A 20,100-nucleotide genomic window follows, 5' to 3' on the forward strand; every position below is an offset into this window, starting at 1 on the left:
AGGTAACTATTGCCGATCTACACGAGTAGATCTGCCACCGTGCCGGCGAGCGGCGTGGTCGGACGGCCGATCAACCGGCTGAGCTCGCCGCTGGTGTCGGCCAGGTCGCCAGTCGAGATGCCCTGATCCCAGCCGGCCAGCATCGCCGCGACCTCCGCGGGAAGGCCGAAACCGACCAGGGTCTCCTTGTGCGCGTCAAGCGTGAGGTTGTCGTACCGGACCTCGCGACCAGACGCCTTCGTCACCGCGGCGGCGAGGTCGGCCAGGGTGAAGCCGTTGTCGCCCGCGAGCTCGTAGACCTTGTTCTCGTGGTCCGTGCCGGTCAGCACCTCGACGGCCGCCGCGGCGTAGTCCTTCCGGGCGGCGCCGTAAATCTGGCCGTCACCCGCGCTGCCGATGATCACGCCGGTCTCGACGGACTGAGTGACGGGCTGGCCGTAGTTCTCGGTGTACCAGCCGTTGCGCAGGATCGTGCTGGTCAGACCGGAAGCCTGCAGGACCTTCTCGGTGGCGAGATGCTCCACCGCCAGGCTGAGCGTGCTGGTGTCGGCGTGCAGCACGCTGGTGTAGACGAGGTGGCCGACGTTCGCCGCCTTCGCCGCCTCGATCGCGTTCGTGTGCTGGGCGACGCGCTGACCGACCTCGCTGCCGGAGATCAGCAGCACCTTGTCGGCGCCCTTGAACGCAAGCGCCAGGCTCTCGGAGTCGGTGTAGTCGGCTTGGCGTACATCGACGCCCTTCGCGGCCAGGTCGGCGGCCTTGGCGGGATCGCGGACGGCGGCGACGAGCTGGTTCGCGGGCACGCGCTCCAGCAGGCCGTCGATGACAAGGCGGCCCAGCTGGCCGGTGGCTGCGGTGACGACGATCATTGGTGGCTCCTCATTCAAGGGGGTACTTGCTTCTAGACTGCACTAACTTTTAGAAAGTACAACCCATGAGTGAGCAGTGTCACAACCAGGGGTACGGCGGAAGGGGTACCGTGGATACATGGCCAAGACGAAGGAAACGACCGAACACGACGAGCTCGTGTTCGACGTCTTCGCCCGTGCCTGCACGTCGCGAGCGACGCTGGAGCACATCACCGGTCGTTGGGGCACGCTGGCGATGGTCGCGTTGCTCGAAGGCTCGCTGCGGTTCAACGCATTGCGCCGCCGCGTCGACGGCGTCAGCGAGAAGATGCTCGCGCAGACCCTGCACGCGCTCGAGCGGGACGGCTTCGTCTTGCGCGAGGCGCAGGCCACGATCCCGCCGCGCGTCGACTACAGCCTCACGCCCGAAGGCATTCGGGTCGCGAGCAAGCTGATGGAACTGATCGAGCTGGTCGAAGCGACGATGCCCACCGTGACCGAGGCCAACGTCCGGTACGACGAACGCGCCTAGGTCTTGATCGCTTGTAGGTAGCGATTACCGATCACGCGCAGATGCTCGACCAACTCGGCCGGCTCGGTCACCTGGAAGTCCAGCCCGAGCATGCCGATGTAGACGGCAACGACTTCGAGGCTGTCCGCGCCCGTGACCAGCACGCAGGTCGACTCGTCGATCGACTCGACCACGCCGACCGCCGCGTGGATCCGCGACAGCACCTCCTCGGCCGACGCGAACACCGTGATCCGCGCGTGCACCTTCCACCCCGTCGTCGCGACATCGCGCAGCACGAAACTCGTGTAATCCTCACCAGGTAAGGGCGTTGGCGTGAATCGCTGCCCGGTCGGCATCCGCAGCTCGATCCAATCCACCCGGTACGTCGACCACGCGCCCGACGCGGGATCCCGGCCGACGAGATACCAATAGCGCACCCAGCTCACCAATCGGTACGGCTCGATCCGCACCGGGAAATCCGCCGACGCGTACTCGAACCGAAGGAAGTGCCGGTCCCGGATGGCGCTCGCGATCGTCGCCAGTACGCCGGCGTCGACCTCGGGATCCGGCACGTTGCTGCCGGTGTTGTCCGGGCCTTTCGAGGTGGCGTCGTTCAACGCGGTGACCTGACGGCGAAGGCGATGCGGCAGCACCTGCTCGAGTTTGGCCAACGCCCGGGCGCTGCTCTCCTCGATCCCGGCAACCCCCGAGCCGGTACGCAACCCGATCGCGACCGCGACGGCCTCCTCGTCGTCCAGCAGTAATGGCGGCAGTTTCGCGCCCGCGCCCAACTGGTAGTAGCCGGCGGGTCCGCGGACGGCGTCGACCGGATACCCGAGCTCGCGCAGGCGGTCCATGTCGTTGCGGATCGTGCGGGTGCTGACGTCCAGCCGCTCGGCCAGTTCGGACCCGGTCCACGCGGGTTTCGTCTGTAAAAGCGACAGCAGTGACAGCAATCGGGACGAGGTTTCGCGCATGCCGAAAATAGTCTCACAATTAGGAATCTAACGTTCCTGTATGGGTTCTACCTTTTACGCATGACCGAGAACCTGAAGAACCTTCGCCCCTTCCGTGTCGAGATCGCCCAGGCCGACCTGGACGACCTCAATGAGCGACTCGCTCGCACCCGCCTCCCCGCTGCCGCGCCCGGCGACAACTGGGACCTGGGTACGCCGAACTCCTACCTGAGCGAGACCGTCGGGTACTGGCGGAACACGTTCGACTGGCGGAAGCAGGAGGCCCGGATGAACGAGTTCCCGCACTACCTGACCGAGATCGACGGCCAGACCGTGCACTTCATCCACGTGCCGTCCGCCGAGGCCGACGCGACGCCGTTGCTGCTGGCGCACACGTACCCCGGCTCGTTCGTCGACTTCCTCGACATGATCGGCCCGCTGACCGACCCGGTGGCGTACGGCGGCGACGCGGCCGACGCGTTCTCGGTGGTCGTACCGTCGATCCCCGGCTTCGGATTCAGTACGCCGCTCGTCGATCGCGGCTGGACGATGGCCCGGGTGGCGCAGACCTTCGACCAGCTGATGCGCGGCCTCGGTTACGAGCAGTACGGCGTACACGGCAGTGACGCTGGTGCGATGATCGCCCGCGAACTCGGTCTGATGAACCCGGACGGCTTCCTCGGACTGCACGTGCTCCAGCTGTTCTCGTTCCCCTCGGGCGATCCGGCCGAGTTCGAGAAGCTCGAGCCGAAGGACTACGCCGCCCTCGAGCACCTGGAGTGGTTCCAGTCGGTCGGCGGCTACAACGCGATCAACTCGACCCGGCCGCAGACCGTTGCCGTCGGCATCTCCGACTCACCCGTCGGGCAACTGGCCTGGAACGAGCTGTTCAACAACTTCGGCAACGGCACCAGCCTGGTCACCCGCGACCAGATCCTGACCGAGGTTTCCCTTTACTGGTTCACGAATACGTCCGCCGCGGCCGGCCGGTACCACTACGAAGAGTCGCACCGCGGGGCCGAGCCGGTGGTCAACCACGCGCGAACCGGCGTGGCCGTCTTCGCCGACGACTTCAAGACCATCCGTACTTTCGCCGACCGCGACAACAGCAACATCGTGCACTGGAGCGAATTCCCCGACGGCGGCCACTTCGCCTCCCTGGAACGCCCCGAGCCCCTGGTCTCCGACCTCCGCACCTTCTTCCACCCAACCGCCTAACCCCGACCCCACTCACTTTGCATTCATTCGTCAGAATCCGCCCTCTCCCATCGCTGACCTGTACTGGGCCGCGGTGGCCGAGAGGGCGGATTCTGACGAATGAATGCAAAGTGGAGGTCGGCGCGGGTGACTGACGCGTGGTTACAAGGGCCCGATGATTCCCGACACGCCGGGGTGGGAGGGCCCGATGAGTGTCTAGGGGACGTGTCACGGGGTCGGTAGAGTGGGGGGATGGTGCAGGGCGTGGTGGCGGGGGAGGTGCGGTGGCTGGATGCGCGGGAGGCGCGCGTTTGGCGGCTGTATCGCGACGTTCAGCGGGAGTTGGGTTCGGCGCTCGAGCGTCGGCTGACCGTCATTTCGGGTCTCTCCGGTGCCGACTATGCCGTGCTGGTGGCGTTGTCCGAGGCGCAGTGCGACAGCTTGCGTACCCGTGATCTCGGCCGGGCGCTCGGCTGGGAGCGCAGCCGCCTTTCGCATCAGGTGAGCCGGATGGAGAAGCGCGGGCAGGTCGTCCGGTTCGAGTGCGATACCGACGGCCGTGGCTCGATGGTCAAACTCACGCCGGCCGGGCGGGCCGCGATCGAGGCCGCCGCGCCGGACCACGTCGAGGCCGTTCGGGCGTACGTCTTCGATCGGTTGACGCCGGAAGAGCTCGACGCGTTCGGCGACGTACTGCAGCGCATTTTCAGCGGTCTTCCCCCCGCCAAGCCCTGATCACGTCCGCCGCCTAACCCACCCGCCAAGCCCCGACCCCGTGGGCGGTCGCGGTGTCAGGTGCCGTGTCAGGTCGGTGTCAGGGGGGTGGCGGGGCGGGCGCTGAAAGTACTCGCATGACTAGTTCAGCGATTGAGGCCTCAGGGCTGCGGAAGGCATTCGGGGACAAGATCGTCCTCGACGGTATCGATCTGGATGTTCGTGCGGGCACGGTCTTTTCGCTGCTCGGCCCGAACGGCGCAGGTAAGACCACAACGGTGAACCTGCTGACCACCTTGACCAAGGCCGACGGCGGTACGGCGCGCGTCGCCGGCCACGACATTGACACCGAGACGAAGGCGGTTCGCGCGGCGATCGGGGTCACCGGTCAGTTCGCGGCCGTGGATGAGCTGCTGACGGGTCAGGAGAACCTGCAGCTGATGGTCGACCTGAACCGGGCGGTCTCCGGCGACGGCAAGCGGATCGTCGCGGAGCTGCTGGAACGCTTCGATCTGGTGGAGTCGGCGAACAAGCCCGCTTCAACCTACTCCGGCGGTATGCGCCGGAAGCTCGACCTGGCGATGACGCTGGTCGGCAACCCGCGGATCATCTTCCTGGACGAGCCGACGACGGGACTGGACCCGCGCAGCCGTCGCACGATGTGGGCGATCATCCGTGACCTGGTGGCCGATGGCGTGACCATCTTCCTCACCACCCAGTACCTCGAGGAAGCCGACCAGCTCGCCGACCGGGTCGCCGTACTCGACAAGGGTCGCATCGTCGCCCAGGGCACTCCCGACGAGCTCAAGCGCCAGCTCCCCGGGACCCACGTCCGGCTCCGGTTCACCACTGTCGCCGAACTCGACGAGGCCGCGCGCCTCTTCACCGAGGCCACGCGCGACGACGAGGCACTGGCCCTGCGGGTGCCCAGCGATGGCGGCACGAAGTCGCTGCGGGCTCTGCTGGACCGGCTCGACGAGAACTCACTCAGTGCCGAGGAGTTCTCGGTGCACACCCCTGACCTTGACGACGTTTTCCTCGCCCTGACCGGCCACACCACGGAGGTTGCGAAATGAGCGCCAAATCCCACTCGATGGTCATGTTGCGCCGCAACTTCAAGCACATCGCCCGGAACCCGACCTCGGTCTTCAACGCGGTCCTGATGCCGATCATCGTCATGTTGATGTTCGTGTACATGATGGGAGGCGCCTTCAGTGTCGGCGTCGACTACATCGACTACGCGACGCCGGGACTGATCCTGCTCGCCGTCTGTTACGGGCTGGGGGGCACCGCGATCGCGGTGAACTCCGACATGACCAAGGGAATCATCAACCGGTTCAAGGTCATGGACGTCTCCCGTAGTGCAGTGTTGACCGGTCATGTCGTCGCCAGCCTCCTGATCAACCTGATCGCCATCGCGGCCCTCGTCGGGGTGGCCTTCCTGCTGGGATTCAACCCGGCGGCGAGTCTGCTCGACTGGCTCGGTGTGGTCGGCATGGTCGTGCTGCTAGGTGCCGCGACCGGCTGGATGACGGTCGCCTTGGGCCTGTCGGCGAAGACCCCGGAAACGGCCGGTATGGCCGCCGTGCCGCTGGTCATGCTTCCGTTCTTCAGCAGCGCGATCGTGCCGGCGGAGAAGATGGGACCGGGCCTCAAGCAGTTCGCCGAGTACCAGCCCTTCACGCCGATCATCGAGACCATCCGTGGGCTGCTCAACGGCACCCCGTCTTCCAGCGACGCGATGATCGCCATCGCCTGGTGCGCCGGCATCGCTCTGGTCGGCTACCTGTGGGCGGGCTCCACGTTCAAGAAGCGCGCATGACCACCTTCGAAACCCCCGGCCCCATCGCCGCGATCGTGGAGGTCGCGGGAGCCAAGGTGCGAGTCAGCGCCAGCGACCGGACCGACACCGTGGTGCTGGTCGAACCCATCGATGCCGCCAGCCGGAAAGACGTCAAGGTGGCCGAGAACACCAAGGTCGAGTTCGCCGACGGTCAGCTCTCGGTCAAAACGAAGACCGCCGGGGACAAGAACGGATCGGTCGCCATCACGATCGACCTGCCCACCGGCTCCAGCCTGGTCGCGCACCTGGCTTTCTCGGCGGTGCGCACCGAGGGCTCGCTCGGCGCGAGTGAGCTGCACATGGCCTCGGGGCAGGCCGAGCTGGATCGCGTAGACGCACTGAAGGCGAACATCTCCTCCGGTGAGGTCGCGATCGGGCACATCGCCGGCAGCGCCGACATCGATGGTGCCGCGTTCGCGCTGCGGATCGGCGCGGTCGCGGGAACCCTCGGGTACCGGGGCGCGGGTGGGCAGACCTGGATCGGCCACGCCGCGGCCGACCTCGAGCTCAGCAGCGCCACCTCCGACTTCGACATCGGGCGCGCCGACGGCAGCGTTACCGCCTCGACGGCCAGCGGCGCCATTCGGATCGGCCGGATGACGAACGGACAGGCGAAGCTGAAGAACGGCTCCGGCAACATCGAGGTCGGCATCAGTGCGGGCACCGCCGTCTCCGTCGACGTAGACAGCGAGCGCGGGGCGGTGCACAACTTCGTTGCCATGCAGGCCGAACCGGGCCCGTCCGACGCGAAGATCTCGGTCCACGCCCGCACGCGGCACGGCGACATCACTCTGCACCGTGTGGCGAGCTGACCGTCAGGACGCGAGCGTGACTTCGATCAGCTCAGACCAGCTCGTCTCCGCACCTTCCTGCGTCACCTCGGCGAACCGCGCGTCGCCGAGGTGGCGCCGCGCCGTCTGCTCGACCCTGGCCGTATCCGGGTGGAAGCGATCCGGTAATCCGCGGACACCGGCGCTGGCTGCGAGCAACCGAGCCGCCTGTTCGTACTGGTCGAGGCGAACTGCCAGGTCCGCGACCCCAACGAGGATCTTGGCGATCACGATCGGGGCTCCCGCCTCGGACGCCGCCTGCCAGGCAGCCACGCGATGGGTGCGGGACTCCCGGAGATCGTCGGCCAGGTAGCCGAGCAGGTCGTGGATCTCCGCGCGGATGAGCGGCTGCTCCGCGGCATCGCCCAAGAGGGTGGTCGCGAGGCCGAGTTGGCGGCGGGCCTCCACGGTGTCACCGCCCAGGCGAGCAAGCTCCGCCTTGGCGAGCGCCAGGTTGATCAGAGCGTACGGCCAGGTGACGCCTTCGGCGCTCCGCTCGGCCTCGGCGATGGCGGCAGCGCTGGCATCGCGATCGCCGTTGAGCCAGTACAGCAAGGCCTGCTGGGTCCGCACCTCGATGACATCCTCGACGGCGCCGATCTCGGTGACGACCGTGACCGCCTGTTCGTAGTACTCGCAGGCACCCGCGAGTTCTCCCCGTTTGGCGAGTTGGCCCGCCAGCTCGGACAGGGCCAAGAAGATCCCGAACCGTTCGCCGAGTGCCCGGAACTCCGCGAGCGCCTGCTTCACCCGGGCCTCGACCTCCTGGCCGCCCTGGCCGAACATGCTGCGCATCTTGGCGCCTTGCCAGCGACCCATAGCGCGCACCCAGGGGTCAGCGCTGTCCAGCAACGGCTCGAACGCGGTCACCGCTTCCTCCGGTGCCTGCAACAGGCGTTCCAGTGGGGCCGCGAACGCCAGCATCGGGTGGTCGTGCCGGCTCTGCCGGCTGAACCGATATGCCTTGTGAATCCATTCCGCGCCCAGGTGTTCGTCGCCCCGCCCGGAGGTCACGTAGAGAACCACCATCCCGTACGTCATAGCGCGGACGTCATCGGTCACCTCGCCCGGCAGGTTGGCGGCCGCGATCAGCAGCTCGAGGCCCTCGGTCCGGCGCCCACCCAGCCACCAGTACCAACCAGTGGCGGACGCGAGCCGCATCGCCGCCTGCGCGTCCCCGGCCGCGATCGCCCCCCGCAGTGCGGCGCTGAGGTTGTCGTGGTCGGCCTCGAGCGTGGCGAGCCATTCCAGTTGCTCGGCGCGGCGCAGATGTGGCTCCGCGGTCTCGGCGAACTCGGTGAAGTAGGCGAGGTGCGCCTGCCGGGCCTTGTCTGACTCTCCGGCCTCGGCGAGCCGGTCCGCGGCGTACTCCTTGATCGTGGTGAGCATGCGATAACGCGGGGCACCGTCGCCCGCGGTGACCAGCAGCGACTTCTCGGCCAGCGAGGTGAGCAACTCCAGCACTTGGTCGCGCTCGACGGCGTCACTGAGGCAGACGCGCTCGGCCGCTTCGAGGCCTGCCCCGCCCGAGAACACCGACAACCTGCGCAGCACTGTCCGCTCGGCATCGGTGAGCAACTCCCAGCTCCAGTCGACCACCGCGCGCAAGGTTTTGTGTCGCGGCAAGGCGGTACGGCTTCCGCTGGTCAGCAGGCGGAATCGGTCGTCGAGCCGGTTGGCGAGCTGCTCGACGGTCATGGTGCGCAACCGGGCGGCAGCGAGTTCGATCGCGAGCGGCATTCCGTCCAGCGAGCGGCAGATCCGTACCATCAACGCCTCGGTGTCTTCGTCGGTCCCGAGGTCTTTGCGTACGGCGCTCGCGCGGTCTCGCAGCAGGCGGAGTGCCGGCGAGGAGGCGGCCTCGGCCGGGCCGGCGCTGGTTGGCAGGGCCAGCGGCTCGACTTGCCATAACGCCTCGCCGGTGATGCCGAGTGGTTCGCGGCTGGTGGCCAGGATCCGTAGTCGGCGGCATTCGCCGAGGACGCGTTCGGCGAGCGCCGCCACTGACTCGATCACGTGCTCGCAGTTGTCGAGGATCAGCAGCATCTCCCGGTCGCGGATCGCGGCGATCAGGCCGTCGATGGGGTCCGCGCTGGGGGACGCGCCGAGGAGGGCATCTCGGAGGCCGAGTCCGGCGAGCGCCGTTTGGGCTACGTCGCCGTCGGTGCCGATGGGGGCGAACTCGACCAGCCAGAGTCCGTCTGGCAGGTCGCCGATCATTGTGCGTGCGGTTTCTGTGGCGAGTCTGGTCTTGCCGGAGCCGCCTGAGCCGATCAGGGTGGTCAGGCGGTGCTCGTTGATGAGTGCGCGGACCGCGGTGAGGTCGGTTTCGCGGCCGACGAAGCTGGTCAGCTCGGCGCGGACGTTGGTCTTGCGGTTCTCCTCGCGGCGGCCGACCTCGCCTCGCAGCAAGGCGACGTGTAAGGCCGACAGCTCCGGGGAGGGGTCGACGCCCAGGGCGTCGGCCAGGGCTTCTCTCGTACGCTCGTAGGTGAGCAGGGCTTCGGAGTCGCGTCCAGCGGCGACTAGGGCACGCATTTGCGCGGCGACTAGTCGTTCTCGGAGTGGATGGGCGGTTACGGCGTCGGTTAGTTCTGCGACGACCTCGGTGGCGTGGCCGAGGCTGACTTCTGCTTCGAAGCGGTCTTCCATGGCGGTTAGACGGAGTCCGTCGAGTCGGGTTGTGGCTGCGTCGAACGCTTCGCTGTCTTCCAAGCCGACATCCTGCATGGCGGTGCCGCGCCATAGGGCTAGGGCTTCGCGTAAAAGTCGAAGCTGCGCGAGGCCGTGCTCTTGGCGGGCCTGAGCGAGGAGGCGTTCGAATCGGAGGGCGTCGACGGCGTCGGGGGTCACCGCTAGCCGGTAGCCGCCTGTTTGTCCTTCGATCACGCCTCCGGGTAGCGCCTTCCGCAGCCGGGAAGCCAAGCGCTGCAGGGCATTCGCGGCATCGGCGGGCGGCCGCTCACCCCAGATCCAGTCGACAAGCGTGGCCTTCGGCACCACCCGACCCGCTTCAAGCGCCAGCGCGATCAACAACGCCCGCAACCGAGCCCCCGGCACGTCGGCCAAAACCCCATCGCCCGCACGAACCTCAAACGCCCCAAGCATCCCGATCTGCACCACCAAATCCTCCCACGCCCCCGCTCACCCCCACCCGCCACGTTGCGCCGACGGTCACCACCCACGACCGCGGCGAGCAACCGTCCACCTTGCGTCGATTGGTCTGGATTTGACCGCTTCAAGCGGCGGGTCAGGTCGATCGCCTACGGTCTGCGGGCAAATCCTGACCAATCGTCGCCTGCGTCCGCCACGCATCACCCGGTCCCGCGAAGCGTCGTACGGGATGTCTCGGCTTTGGTGATACCGGGCAGGCGATGGCGACGATTGGTCAGGATTTGCCCGCGGACTGTTTGTGACCACAGCGGGCCGCCGCGGCAGCGGGCAAATCCAGACCAATCGACGCAAGGTGGAGGGTTGCTCGCCGCAAGGTGGTGGGTGCTCGCCGCGGTGGTGGGTGGTGGCCCGACCGCGACCTGGGTGGTTGCTCGCCGTGGTGCTGGGCGGGTGCTGGCCGTGGGGTTAAGGGGTGGTGTGGCCCGTTAGGAGGGATTTGCCTAAGGGGGTGATGCTGTGGATTACGGCGCCGCCGTCGCGGACGCTGTTGATTAGGCCGGCGTTTTTGAGGATGGACGCCTGTTTGCTGGCCGTGCCGACGGACATGCCGAGGTGGCGGGCCAGGTCGCTTGTGGTCTGTGGCGTGCGGAGGAGAACCAAACAATCCGTACGCGTCGGGCTGAGCAACGGACCGAGGGCAGCCTGTACGTCGTGTTCGGAGCGCGCCGGTGCCGCACCGCGGTTGGTGGCCGGGAAGACCAACACGGGCGAGAGCTCCGGGTCGATGAGCGTGACCGGCATGCCGTGACAGAAGTACGACGGGATCAGGGTCACGCCACGGCCGCGGAGGTCCACCGTGTACTTGCGCGGATACGTCATCGTCAACACTCGCCCATCCCAATCGAGGGCGCCGGGCAATTGCGCGAGCAACTGACTAAGACCGTCATTCGCAAGGACCTGCACACGTTGATGCCGATCAGCCGTGACCGAGTGCCGGACCTGGGACCAGAACGGCGCCACCAGTACGTCGTACCCCTGGCGAACCGACTTCACCATCTGCTGGACCTGACCGGGATCGCCAGCGGCGAGTTCGCGGACCCAGCGCGGCCGTTGCCGGTCGCCGAAGACCTCCGCGAGATCCGTGCGCAACCGCGTGCCGGGCATGCGCGCCAGCTCGTCGCAGCCCTCGTCGACCGAGGTGATCAGCGGACGCGGCGTGAGGAAGTCCGGGAAGTTTCCGGCCGGTGGCACCAACGTGCAGAGGATCGAGGCCCACTGGCGCCAGGCCGGACCGGACGCGGTCAGGCGCCGGCGCACCGACTGCTCCCAGCCGTCCTGCTGGGTCTCGGTCCTGCCGGTCTGGAGCCGGTGCAGGCTCAGCACCAGCTCCCACAGCGGATCCGGCTCCGCGGCCAGGCGCACCTTTTGCAGGTCCGCCGAACCGAACACCATTCGCAATACCATCGGGCCCCCTCGGTGGAAAACTACGCGAGGTGGCCGCGCTCGAACAATGGGTAATCGCAAAATTCACCCCGGACACGCCGTCCGCCACCCGGCCTCAGGCGGAGCCGCCACAATGGGTAACGGCCCGGCTTCTAACCGTTGACGCGGCAATGAAGTTGACAACTATTTTCATTAACGGCAGGATCCGTTCGGCGACGACCCTCCACCGTGAAGGAAATGCGTATGTCCGATGCCCTGAACCGCCGCGGTTTTCTCGGCTTGGCCGGTGCCCTCGGCATCGGCGCGCTGACCGGATGCGGTGGTGACGGTGCGGCCTCGACGGGCGCGACCGGGACCCCCAAGACCGGGGGTGTGCTGCGCGCGGTCTTCGCCGGCGGCGGACCGAAGGAGGTCCTCGATCCGCACGTGCAGAGCCTGTTCGTCGACATCGCGCGGCACAAGGCGATGTTCGAGAAGCTGGTCGATCTCGGCCCGGATCTCAAGCCGATCCCACGCCTCGCGGCCAAGTTCGAGCCGAACGCGCAGGCGACGGTCTGGCGCTTCACCCTGCGCGACGCCGTCTTCCACGACGGCGCCAAGCTCACCAGCGAGGACGTGCTCTACAGCCTCGCGCGCGTCCTCGACCCGGCCGTCCCGGAGCGAGTGGCGCAGGTCGCGCTGGCAAAACTCGACCTCAAGCGCAGCCGGGCCGTCGACGCGAAGACGGTCGAGCTCACGCTGACCGCGCCGAACGCCGAGTTCCCGGCGCTGCTCGCCGGTATCGGCACGCACATCGTGCGCAAGGGGTACGCCGATCCCGCCAAGCCGATCGGTACGGGCGCGTTCCGGTTCGTCTCGTTCGAGCCGGGCCGGTCGATGGTCGCGAAGCGGTTCGACGACTACTGGGACGGCCCGGCGTATCTCGACGAGCTGCAGATCCTCTCGGCCGAGGCGGAGGCCCGCGGTAATGCGCTGCAGGGCGGACAGGCCGAGTACGCGAACGAGATGACCGCGACCTTCGCCCGGACCGCCGAATCGGGCAAGTCGATCAAGATCGTCGCCGCGAAAGGCAGTACTACCCAGGCCCTGGTGATGAAGACCGACCGGGCGCCGTTCGACAACCCCGACGTGCGGATGGCGTTCAAGTTGATCGCGGATCGCCAGCGCCTCGTGGACGTCGTCCTGTCCGGGCGCGGTCTGGTCGCGAATGACCTTTTCGGTAAGGGATTCCAGTACTACCCGCAGGACCTGCCGCAGCGGGAGCGGGATCTCGACGAGGCTCGCGCGCTGCTCAAAAAGGCAGGCGTACTGAACAAGCCGCTCGAGATCTACACCGCGGATGCCGCCGCCGGTTTCGTCGAGGCGGCGACGCTGTTCGCGGAGCAGGCGGGTGAGGCCGGGCTGAAGGTGAAGGTCACGACCGGCAACGCCGAGAGCTACCACAAGGACCTGCTGACCAAGGGCTTGATCGGCAACCACCGGTCCGGCGCGATGCCGATCCCGCAGTACATCACCGACCGGCTGCTCTCCACCTCGCCGTTCAACGCGACGGCGTGGCGACGGCCCGCGTTCGACGCGGCGTTCGCCTCCGCGCAAGTGCTGACCGACGAGCCGGCCCGCGCCGCGAAGTACGTCGAACTACAGAAGACCATTCATAATGAAGGTGGTCTCCTTGCCTGGGGCCATCCGGATTTCCTGGTCGGTATCTCGGCCAAGGTCCAGGGCGTGCAGGCCGCGCCGCCGAACACGTTGGACTCCGCCCGGTTCGACAAGGTGTGGCTCGGCTGAGCATGCGCTCGTATGCGGCCCAACGCGCGCTGCTGGCGGTCGCCCAGCTGGCGGTGCTGTCCGCTTTGGTCTTCCTGCTCACGGCCTTGCTGCCCGGCGATGCCGCGGACATGCGATTCACCGAGACGCTCACCCCTGAGCAGGTGGATCGCCTCCGCGAGCAACTCGGCCTCAACCAGCCCGCGCTGGAGCGATTCGCAAACTGGGCCGGCGGTGTCGTCACCGGTGACCTCGGGACCTCCCTGGTCAGCGGTGGTCCCGTGCTCGACATCGTCAAGTCCTCGGTCGGCGCCACGCTGGTGCTCACGATCGCCACGCTGGCCGTCGTGCTGCCGCTGGCCGTTGCCCTGGGCATCTTGGCCGGCACCCACGAAGGCGGCCGCATCGACCGTACGATCAGCTCGATCACGTTGGCGCTGAGCGCGATCCCCGATTTCGTCATCGCCGTCGTCCTGGTCGCGGTCTTCTCGCTCCGCCTCGGTCTGCTGCCCGCGACGTGGGTCGGTTCCACCGGCGCCGACCTGGTCCAGCAGCCCGCGCTGTTGGTACTACCGGTCGCCGTACTGCTCGGCCGTACGGTCTGCCTGCTATCACGCCAAGTCCGCGCGGGCACGGTCAACGCTTTGCACGCGGAGTACGTCGTCCAGGCGCGCCGCCTCGGCGTACCGCGACGACGGATCCTGCTGCGCCACGTCCTCCCGAACGCGGCCGTTCCCGGCGTCCAGGAGCTCGCCCGAACCGGCGACACCTTGCTCGGTGGAGTCCTCGTCGTGGAGGCCATCTTCGCGATTCCGGGCTTCGCGACGGCCCTCATCTCCGGTGTCGAAGCGCGCGATATCCCCGTGGTGCAAGGGCTTACGCTCGTCCTGGCCGTTGCCGCGCTCGTCATCAACCTCGGCGCCGACCTCCTCTGCAATCGCCTCGTGCCGCGAACCGAGCTGCTGCGATGAGGACGTTCCTACGCCGTACGCCGATGGCCGTCGCGATCATCCTGGTGGCCGTCCCGCTGGTGGTCGCCGTACTCGGGCCGGTCGTCGCGCCCAGCCTCGAGACCCGGCCGGGTCTGCCGTACATGCTGGGCGACGGGCACCTCCTCGGCACGGACGGCCTCGGTCGCGACGTACTGGGGCTGCTACTCGTCGGCGGCCGGACCGCCCTGGGGATGGCCGTTGGCGCTGTCGCCGTCGCGTACCTCGTTGGCGGCACGATCGGCCTGGTGGCGGCCTCGGCTCGGCATCGCTGGCTGGACGAACTCCTGATCCGGCCGCTCGACATCCTGCTGCCGTTGCCGTCGTTGCTGGTGATCAGCGTGGTGGCCGTCGGCTGGCGCGCTTCGCCTCTCGCTATCACGCTGGCCGTTGCCGCGGTCAACGTTCCGACCGTGGCGCGGCTGGTTCGGGCGGCGGCGCTCGACGCGGCCAGTAGTCCCGTCGTGGAGGCCTTGCGGATGCAGCGCGAGAGCTGGATCGGGATCCACTTGAACTATGTCGGGCGATCCGTGCTCGGCCCGGTCGCGGCGGATATCGGTACCAGGATCACGTTGGCCGTGTTCTTGGTTGCCTCGGTCAACTTCCTTGGCCTCGGGTTGAGCCCGACCGCGCCGGATTGGGCTGTCAGCGTTTCCCGCAACCGCGAAGGCCTGCTGCTCCAGCCGTGGGCCGTACTCGCGCCCGCGCTGCTGCTGGTGGCGTTCACCCTGGGGTTCAATCTGGTCGCGGATCGCCTGGTCACCCGCTCCCGCAAGGTGGTGGTGGGATGACCGTCGTGGTGTCGGGACTGACCGCCACGGCTGGTGACGCCGTACTGGTCGATGATGTCTCGTTCGAGGTCTCGCCAGGCCGGATCACCGCACTGGTCGGCGCCTCGGGTAGTGGCAAGACGACGTCCGCGCTGGCCTTGCTCGGTGAGGCCGGGCCGGGTGTTGCGCTCACGGGCGCCGTCGAAGTCGGGGGAGTCCAGGTCGTCGACGCCAACGGCCCGACGGCAGCGGCCGCGCAGGTCCTAGGCCGGGTGGTGGCCTACATGCCGCAACACCCGGGCAGCGCGCTGAACCCGGCTCGCCGAATCGGCGCGGGCCTGACCGAGCTCGCCCGGCTGCACGGTGGCGACGTTGCCGAGGCGATGCGGGCGGCCCAACTCCCGGGCGATCGGCCGGTTCTCAAGCGCTTCCCACACCAGTTCAGTGGGGGCCAAAGGCAACGAATCGCTCTTGCGCAAGCCCTGGTCTGCGGCCCCAAGGTGCTCGTCCTCGATGAACCGAGCACCGGCCTCGACTCGGTCACCCGCCTGCAACTCGTGGGCGAACTCGCGGATCTGGCCGAGCGTGGACTCGGCATTCTCCTGCTCAGTCATGACCTCGACCTGGTCCGAGCGCTGGCCGATCACGTCGTGGTCCTTGCCTCAGGCAAAGTTCAACGCAGCGGTCCGGCAACGACCGTGCTACCTCCGCACGACGCCCTCGATCCATCCTGGGGGAGGCCGTCCCTGGAACCCGTCTTGGCCGTCTCAGACCTGCACGCCGCACTACGCAGACGCGGCAAATCCCCTGTGTTGCAAGGGATTGACCTCGAACTCGCGCGTGGCGACTGCCTCGGCATCGTTGGTCGCTCGGGCAGCGGCAAGACCACGCTCGCGCGCTGTCTGGCAGGCCTCCACGAGAGGTACGCCGGACACCTCACCCTCTCCGGCGACCCGCTTCCGGTGCTGCGCAAACGCACGTCCGAACAGGTCCGGCGAGTGCAGTACGTCTGGCAGGAAGTGCGCGGGTCTTTCGATGACCGACGACCCGTGCTCGACCAAGTGGCCCGTACGGCGATTCGCCTGCGCGGGCTCTCCGTGGCGGACGCCCGCGCGGAGGCGGTGGACTTGCTGGCGCAGCTGGGAGTGGCCGAGTCGATCGCCTTGCGTACGCCTGGGTTGTTGTCCGGCGGCGAGTTGCAGCGTTCGGCATTGGCGCGGGCGCTCTTGGCGGCGCCGGACGTACTGATCTGCGACGAGATCACCACTGCCCTCGACGAGGAGGGCACGCGCAAGGTGCTCGACGTACTCGGCCGCCGAAAGGCCGACGGAATGGCCCTGCTCTGGATCAGCCACGACCTCGGCCTGGTCGCCGCCGTTGCCGACCACCTGCTCGTGCTGGCCGACGGCCGAGTGGTCGAACGCGGTGATCCCGACACCGTGCTGGCTCAACCCGCGGACCCCGAGACCCGGCGGCTGCTCGCGGCCACGCTGGTCGGCCGGGAACCCTTCCGCGCCGCCTGACTTGCCGGCCTGACCCGCCTGGCCCACTGATTTCCGCCCGTGCTGACCGTCCACCGGTGCCGACACGAGAGGTTCACCCCTGATGACCGAGCTGAGTATCGAGAGCCTTCCCGCAACCCTGTCCGTCGCCGAGATCCGAGCCGTGAATCCGCCCCGGCCCGAGTTGCACACCCACCGCACCTACCAGTGGAACGGCTGGGACTTCGACCTGCCACCGGGCGTCTTCCAGCCGGGTGAGACCAGCCGGCTGGTGCACGCACGACTGCTCGACCGCACCATCGACCTGGCCGGCCGGACGTACGTCGCGATGGGCGTCGGCCTCGGCGTGGAAGCCGTCATCGCCGGTGAGGTCGGCGCTGCGGAGATCGTTGCCGTCGACATCGATCCAGAAAGTGTCACAGCTGCCGCCGCGCATTTTCGCCGTATACATGGGGATTCGCCCGCACTGAAGCCGATCGTGTCCGACCTGTTCGAGGCCGTACCGGACGGGCCGTACGACGTGATCACCTTCAACCCGCCGGCCGTGGCGGAGCGAGTGACGGAGGATCCCGTTGCCGTGCGCAACTTCTGCGTCGGTGCCACCATCGCGACCCGGTTCTTCGACCAGATCGTGGCGCGGGATCTGCTCGCGCCCGACGGCGAGATCTTCCTGATCGTGTCGAATACGGCCGATCTCCGCGGCATCGCGCGGTACGCGGTACAGGAGGGGTTCCGGCTGGAGGTGGTCCATCACGAGGACTGGCCAGGGGATGACGTCGAGACCTTCCTGTTCCGGGTGACGCGATGAACGCACGACCGGCAGTGCTGTACGACCATCTGGCCGAGGCGATCAAGGATCCCGACGCCGTCCGGGTCGGGGATGACCTGATCTGCCTGCGGTTCGAGACGATGAAGGTCTACTCCGCGCTCGGCGCCGTCCGGCATCTGCTGGACACCGGCGTCGTCAGCCCGGGGGACACCCTGATCGACAGCTCGAGCGGCATCTACGCGCACGCGCTCGCGCTGGCCTGTCACCGGTACGGCATGAGGTGTCACATCGTCGGATCGACCACGGTGGACCGGACGTTGCGGATCCAGCTGGAGATCCTCGGCGCGACGGTCGAGCAGGTGCCGTCGTCGAACAACCTGCAGCTGGACCAGAACCTGCGCGTCCGCCGGATCGGGGAGATCCTGCGCGCCAATCCGTCGTACCACTGGATGCGGCAGTACCACGACGACATCCACTACCTCGGCTATTCGGCCGTCGCCGAGCTGGTCGGCAAACTCGTGCCGACCGGTCCGCTGTGCCTCGTCGGTGGCGTGGGCACGGGCGCGTCGACCGGTGCCATCGCGCAGTACCTCCGCGACCGCGGGCGTGACGTGAACCTGGTCGGCGTACAGCCGTTCGGCAGCATCACGTTCGGGGCCGAGAAGACGTGCGATCCGGACATGATCATCGCGGGCATCGGCAGCTCGATCGAGTTCCGGAACGTGCGGCACGAGTTGTACGACCGGCTGCACTGGGTCTCCTTCGAGTACGCGATGTCGGCCGCGGTCGACCTGTTGCGGTCGAGTGGCGTGTTCGCGGGGTTGTCTGCGGGGGCGGCGTATTTGTCCGCGCAGTGGGAGCACGCGTGCGACTCGTCGCGGAAACACGTGTTCATCGCGGCGGACACCGGCAATCGGTACGCCGAGTCGGCTTTCTCCCGTCATGCCGAGGCTTTCTCGATGGACGCGATGCGGCCGCGCGAGATCACCTCGCTGGACGACCTGGCCGTGCCGTGGTCCGCGATGTCCTGGGAGCGTCGCGGACCGGGCCTGCTGGCCGGTGCCCAAGTCGCCGAGGGAGTGCGTTCTTGAGGACGTCTTTGCATTCATTCGTCGGAATCCGCCCTCCGACCACAGCGTGCATGTGCAGGTCCGCCGGCGGGGGAGGGCGGATTCCGACGAATGAATGCAAAGACGCTGGGCGGGCCGCCACGGAGAGTGTACTTATGCGACCTAGTCGCACTAAACTGAACCCCGACAACTATCGGGGAATGGTGCGCGTGACGGGTTTTCGCTTACTGACGGGGCTTTTCGGGCCTGCGGAGGTGGAGCGGCTGCGCGCCGTGGCGGAGACCGTGCACAACGAGGTGGTCGCCGCGGCCGAATCCGGCGAGACCGAGCTGACGGTCTGGCCGGATGGTCACCGGCTGGAGCGGGTTCGCGGTACCACCGTGCACTGGGAGCCCGATGCGCCGGGCAAGGCGGTGCGCAGTCTCGCGCCCGTCTCCCAGCTCCACCCCGCGCTCGAGGCGTTGTGGACCGAGCCGCGGCTGACCGAGCCGATGAGCTCCTTGCTGGGTGTGGATCGGGTCGGGCCGTTCGTCTCGAAGTTGAACTTCAAGCGAGCTGGAGTCGGCTCGGAGTTCGCGTGGCACCAGGACTTCCCGTACTGGTACTGCTGCGCCGGGGACGCGGCGTACGACGTTGCCACGGCCATCGTGATGCTGGACGACAACTCGGCGGCAAACGGCGCGATGACGCTGATCCCGGGCAGCGCATTGAACGGTCCGGCCCGGCGTGATCCGCTGGAGCCGACCGGCCTGCTGGTCGACCCGCTGTCCGTCGACGTGGAGCTGGCGGTGACCGTCGAGGCGCCGGCCGGGTCGGTGCTGATGTTCCCGGGGCTGATGGTGCATCGGTCCGCGCCGAACCTGACCGCCTCGGACCGGCGGTCGTTGCTGTACTGCTTCCAGCCTGCCGGACGGGCGGAGCTTTCGACGTTCACCTACAACGCCGAGAGGCTGGCCGACCTGCGATGAAGACCGTTGCCGAACTCACCGATGCCGTTCTGTCCGGGGCGTATGGCCCGGACCCCGCCGATTTGCCCGTGATCAGCGCGTTTTGGTTGCATCACACCACCCGTCTGCCCGGTGCGGACGTGACCTATCGCAACTACTACGTGTTGTTGCGGGTCGGCGACGCCTTTGGCGCTTGCTCATTCGAGGCGGGCGAGCTTGATCCGTCGTCCTGCGCGGACGCCTCGGGCATGCCGCTCGCCTCGCTGATCGAGTCCGCGCCGGCGCCGGTCCGAATCGCCGCGCTCGACGCCTACCTGGCCTCGGTGGACCCACATCACCTCGCTGCTGGTGCGACCGAGATCGTGTTGCCGGCCGGGCCGCCGGACGTGCGCGCGAAGGCCCGGGATGCGGCTGTTGCCGGTTTGCTCGATATCCAGCCCGGTACGAAGGTGGCGTTGATCGGCGTGGTGAACCCGTTGGTCGACGCGATCACCGCTTTGGGTGGCGAGTGTTTGCCGTGCGATTTCAACCTCGCGGTGACGGCCTCGGGGTTGCCGGTTTCCCGCGATATGACGGCAGTTCTCGACCAGGCCGATGCCGTCGTCGCGACCGGAATGACCTTGAGCAACGGCAGTTTCGACGTTCTGCTTGATCGTTGCCTGCAGCAAGGAATGCCGTTGGCCGTCTATGCTCAGACCGGTAGCGCGGTGGCGCGCGCGTTCCTCGGTCACGGGGTGACCGCCTTGTCGGCGGAGCCCTTTCCGTTCTCCCAGTTCAGCGCGCGCCCAAGCAGCTTGTATCGCTATGTCCAATCTTCCGCTTAGGACGGA

Annotated in this window: 18 protein-coding genes; 14 read left to right on the forward strand and 4 right to left on the reverse strand. The window is 67.7% G+C overall.

Features of this window, described 5'->3' with window-relative positions; genetic code table 11:
* Positions 1 to 17: 17 nt before the first annotated feature.
* Positions 18 to 869, reverse strand: coding sequence for an SDR family oxidoreductase (locus OG394_RS34155; RefSeq protein ID WP_328991317.1), 852 nt, complete (start codon positions 867 to 869; stop codon positions 18 to 20).
* Between the two features lie 118 nt (positions 870 to 987).
* Here OG394_RS34155 and OG394_RS34160 point away from each other — a divergent pair, with 118 nt between their 5' ends.
* Complete coding sequence (locus OG394_RS34160; protein ID WP_328991318.1) at positions 988 to 1,380, forward strand: winged helix-turn-helix transcriptional regulator; 393 nt, start codon at positions 988 to 990, stop codon at positions 1,378 to 1,380.
* Here OG394_RS34160 and OG394_RS34165 read toward each other — a convergent pair.
* Complete coding sequence (locus OG394_RS34165; protein ID WP_328991319.1) at positions 1,377 to 2,336, reverse strand: helix-turn-helix transcriptional regulator; 960 nt, start codon at positions 2,334 to 2,336, stop codon at positions 1,377 to 1,379. The genes OG394_RS34160 and OG394_RS34165 overlap by 4 nt on opposite strands.
* 60 nt (positions 2,337 to 2,396) lie before the next feature.
* Between OG394_RS34165 and OG394_RS34170 the strand changes: the two genes are divergently transcribed.
* The 5 genes from OG394_RS34170 to OG394_RS34190 all read left to right on the forward strand — a co-directional run bounded on the left by OG394_RS34170 (position 2,397) and on the right by OG394_RS34190 (position 6,881).
* Positions 2,397 to 3,533, forward strand: coding sequence for an epoxide hydrolase family protein (locus OG394_RS34170; RefSeq protein WP_328991320.1), 1,137 nt, complete (start codon positions 2,397 to 2,399; stop codon positions 3,531 to 3,533).
* Positions 3,534 to 3,764: 231 nt separating this feature from the next.
* A complete protein-coding gene (locus OG394_RS34175) occupies positions 3,765 to 4,247 on the forward strand; it encodes a MarR family winged helix-turn-helix transcriptional regulator (protein WP_328991321.1) in 483 nt (160 codons plus the stop codon).
* A 116-nt stretch (positions 4,248 to 4,363) separates the two neighbouring features.
* Positions 4,364 to 5,302 carry an ATP-binding cassette domain-containing protein gene (locus OG394_RS34180; RefSeq protein ID WP_328991322.1) on the forward strand — a complete coding sequence of 313 codons (939 nt, stop codon included), beginning with the start codon at positions 4,364 to 4,366 and terminating at the stop codon, positions 5,300 to 5,302.
* The gene (locus tag OG394_RS34185; RefSeq protein WP_328991324.1) at positions 5,299 to 6,048 is read left to right on the forward strand and encodes an ABC transporter permease; all 750 of its coding nucleotides are present in this window, start codon (positions 5,299 to 5,301) and stop codon (positions 6,046 to 6,048) included. Before OG394_RS34180 ends, OG394_RS34185 begins: the two co-directional genes overlap by 4 nt.
* Complete coding sequence (locus tag OG394_RS34190; RefSeq protein WP_328991325.1) at positions 6,045 to 6,881, forward strand: DUF4097 family beta strand repeat-containing protein; 837 nt, start codon at positions 6,045 to 6,047, stop codon at positions 6,879 to 6,881. Before OG394_RS34185 ends, OG394_RS34190 begins: the two co-directional genes overlap by 4 nt.
* Before the next feature lie 3 nt (positions 6,882 to 6,884).
* On the opposite strand, the gene OG394_RS34195 is transcribed toward OG394_RS34190, so the two are convergent.
* Complete coding sequence (locus OG394_RS34195; RefSeq protein ID WP_328991326.1) at positions 6,885 to 10,019, reverse strand: BTAD domain-containing putative transcriptional regulator; 3,135 nt, start codon at positions 10,017 to 10,019, stop codon at positions 6,885 to 6,887.
* Between the two features lie 459 nt (positions 10,020 to 10,478).
* Complete coding sequence (locus OG394_RS34200; protein WP_328991327.1) at positions 10,479 to 11,465, reverse strand: DUF5937 family protein; 987 nt, start codon at positions 11,463 to 11,465, stop codon at positions 10,479 to 10,481.
* A gap of 234 nt (positions 11,466 to 11,699) precedes the next feature.
* Here OG394_RS34200 and OG394_RS34205 point away from each other — a divergent pair, with 234 nt between their 5' ends.
* The 8 genes from OG394_RS34205 (at position 11,700) to OG394_RS34240 (ending at position 20,094) form a co-directional block, all read left to right on the forward strand.
* Positions 11,700 to 13,244, forward strand: a complete 1,545-nt coding sequence (locus OG394_RS34205; protein ID WP_328991328.1) for an ABC transporter substrate-binding protein — start codon at positions 11,700 to 11,702, stop codon at positions 13,242 to 13,244.
* A 2-nt stretch (positions 13,245 to 13,246) separates the two neighbouring features.
* A complete protein-coding gene (locus OG394_RS34210; protein ID WP_328991329.1) occupies positions 13,247 to 14,194 on the forward strand; it encodes an ABC transporter permease in 948 nt (315 codons plus the stop codon).
* Positions 14,191 to 15,003, forward strand: coding sequence for an ABC transporter permease (locus tag OG394_RS34215; RefSeq protein ID WP_328991330.1), 813 nt, complete (start codon positions 14,191 to 14,193; stop codon positions 15,001 to 15,003). The genes OG394_RS34210 and OG394_RS34215 overlap by 4 nt, the downstream gene beginning before the upstream one ends.
* Positions 15,000 to 16,505: an ABC transporter ATP-binding protein gene (locus tag OG394_RS34220; protein ID WP_328991331.1), complete on the forward strand. Its 1,506-nt coding sequence runs from the start codon at positions 15,000 to 15,002 to the stop codon at positions 16,503 to 16,505. The genes OG394_RS34215 and OG394_RS34220 overlap by 4 nt, the downstream gene beginning before the upstream one ends.
* Positions 16,506 to 16,587: 82 nt before the next feature.
* Positions 16,588 to 17,292: a methyltransferase gene (locus OG394_RS34225; protein WP_328991332.1), complete on the forward strand. Its 705-nt coding sequence runs from the start codon at positions 16,588 to 16,590 to the stop codon at positions 17,290 to 17,292.
* Positions 17,289 to 18,344 (forward strand): pyridoxal-phosphate dependent enzyme, encoded by a 1,056-nt coding sequence (locus OG394_RS34230; protein WP_328991333.1) that lies wholly within the window; start codon positions 17,289 to 17,291, stop codon positions 18,342 to 18,344. The genes OG394_RS34225 and OG394_RS34230 overlap by 4 nt, the downstream gene beginning before the upstream one ends.
* 188 nt (positions 18,345 to 18,532) lie before the next feature.
* A complete protein-coding gene (locus tag OG394_RS34235) occupies positions 18,533 to 19,291 on the forward strand; it encodes a phytanoyl-CoA dioxygenase family protein (protein WP_442914245.1) in 759 nt (252 codons plus the stop codon).
* Positions 19,288 to 20,094: a Rossmann-like domain-containing protein gene (locus tag OG394_RS34240; protein ID WP_328991336.1), complete on the forward strand. Its 807-nt coding sequence runs from the start codon at positions 19,288 to 19,290 to the stop codon at positions 20,092 to 20,094. Before OG394_RS34235 ends, OG394_RS34240 begins: the two co-directional genes overlap by 4 nt.
* The last annotated feature ends 6 nt before the right edge of the window (positions 20,095 to 20,100 follow it).

It is taken from the genome of Kribbella sp. NBC_01245 (genome assembly GCF_036226525.1).
Lineage (GTDB): Bacteria > Actinomycetota > Actinomycetes > Propionibacteriales > Kribbellaceae > Kribbella.

What these genes read in the sequence shown, in the direction of transcription:
- OG394_RS34170 (WP_328991320.1), top strand. Translation starts at nt 2,397, where the DNA reads ATGACCGAGAACCTGAAGAACCTTCGCCCCTTCCGTGTCGAGATCGCC.
- OG394_RS34190 (WP_328991325.1), top strand. Translation starts at nt 6,045, where the DNA reads ATGACCACCTTCGAAACCCCCGGCCCCATCGCCGCGATCGTGGAGGTC.
- OG394_RS34185 (WP_328991324.1), top strand. Translation starts at nt 5,299, where the DNA reads ATGAGCGCCAAATCCCACTCGATGGTCATGTTGCGCCGCAACTTCAAG.
- OG394_RS34240 (WP_328991336.1), top strand. Translation starts at nt 19,288, where the DNA reads ATGAAGACCGTTGCCGAACTCACCGATGCCGTTCTGTCCGGGGCGTAT.
- OG394_RS34180 (WP_328991322.1), top strand. Translation starts at nt 4,364, where the DNA reads ATGACTAGTTCAGCGATTGAGGCCTCAGGGCTGCGGAAGGCATTCGGG.
- OG394_RS34205 (WP_328991328.1), top strand. Translation starts at nt 11,700, where the DNA reads ATGTCCGATGCCCTGAACCGCCGCGGTTTTCTCGGCTTGGCCGGTGCC.
- OG394_RS34200 (WP_328991327.1), bottom strand. Translation starts at nt 11,465, where the DNA reads ATGGTGTTCGGTTCGGCGGACCTGCAAAAGGTGCGCCTGGCCGCGGAG.
- OG394_RS34155 (WP_328991317.1), bottom strand. Translation starts at nt 869, where the DNA reads ATGATCGTCGTCACCGCAGCCACCGGCCAGCTGGGCCGCCTTGTCATC.
- OG394_RS34215 (WP_328991330.1), top strand. Translation starts at nt 14,191, where the DNA reads ATGAGGACGTTCCTACGCCGTACGCCGATGGCCGTCGCGATCATCCTG.
- OG394_RS34165 (WP_328991319.1), bottom strand. Translation starts at nt 2,336, where the DNA reads ATGCGCGAAACCTCGTCCCGATTGCTGTCACTGCTGTCGCTTTTACAG.
- OG394_RS34175 (WP_328991321.1), top strand. Translation starts at nt 3,765, where the DNA reads ATGGTGCAGGGCGTGGTGGCGGGGGAGGTGCGGTGGCTGGATGCGCGG.
- OG394_RS34160 (WP_328991318.1), top strand. Translation starts at nt 988, where the DNA reads ATGGCCAAGACGAAGGAAACGACCGAACACGACGAGCTCGTGTTCGAC.
- OG394_RS34220 (WP_328991331.1), top strand. Translation starts at nt 15,000, where the DNA reads ATGACCGTCGTGGTGTCGGGACTGACCGCCACGGCTGGTGACGCCGTA.
- OG394_RS34230 (WP_328991333.1), top strand. Translation starts at nt 17,289, where the DNA reads ATGAACGCACGACCGGCAGTGCTGTACGACCATCTGGCCGAGGCGATC.
- OG394_RS34225 (WP_328991332.1), top strand. Translation starts at nt 16,588, where the DNA reads ATGACCGAGCTGAGTATCGAGAGCCTTCCCGCAACCCTGTCCGTCGCC.
- OG394_RS34210 (WP_328991329.1), top strand. Translation starts at nt 13,247, where the DNA reads ATGCGCTCGTATGCGGCCCAACGCGCGCTGCTGGCGGTCGCCCAGCTG.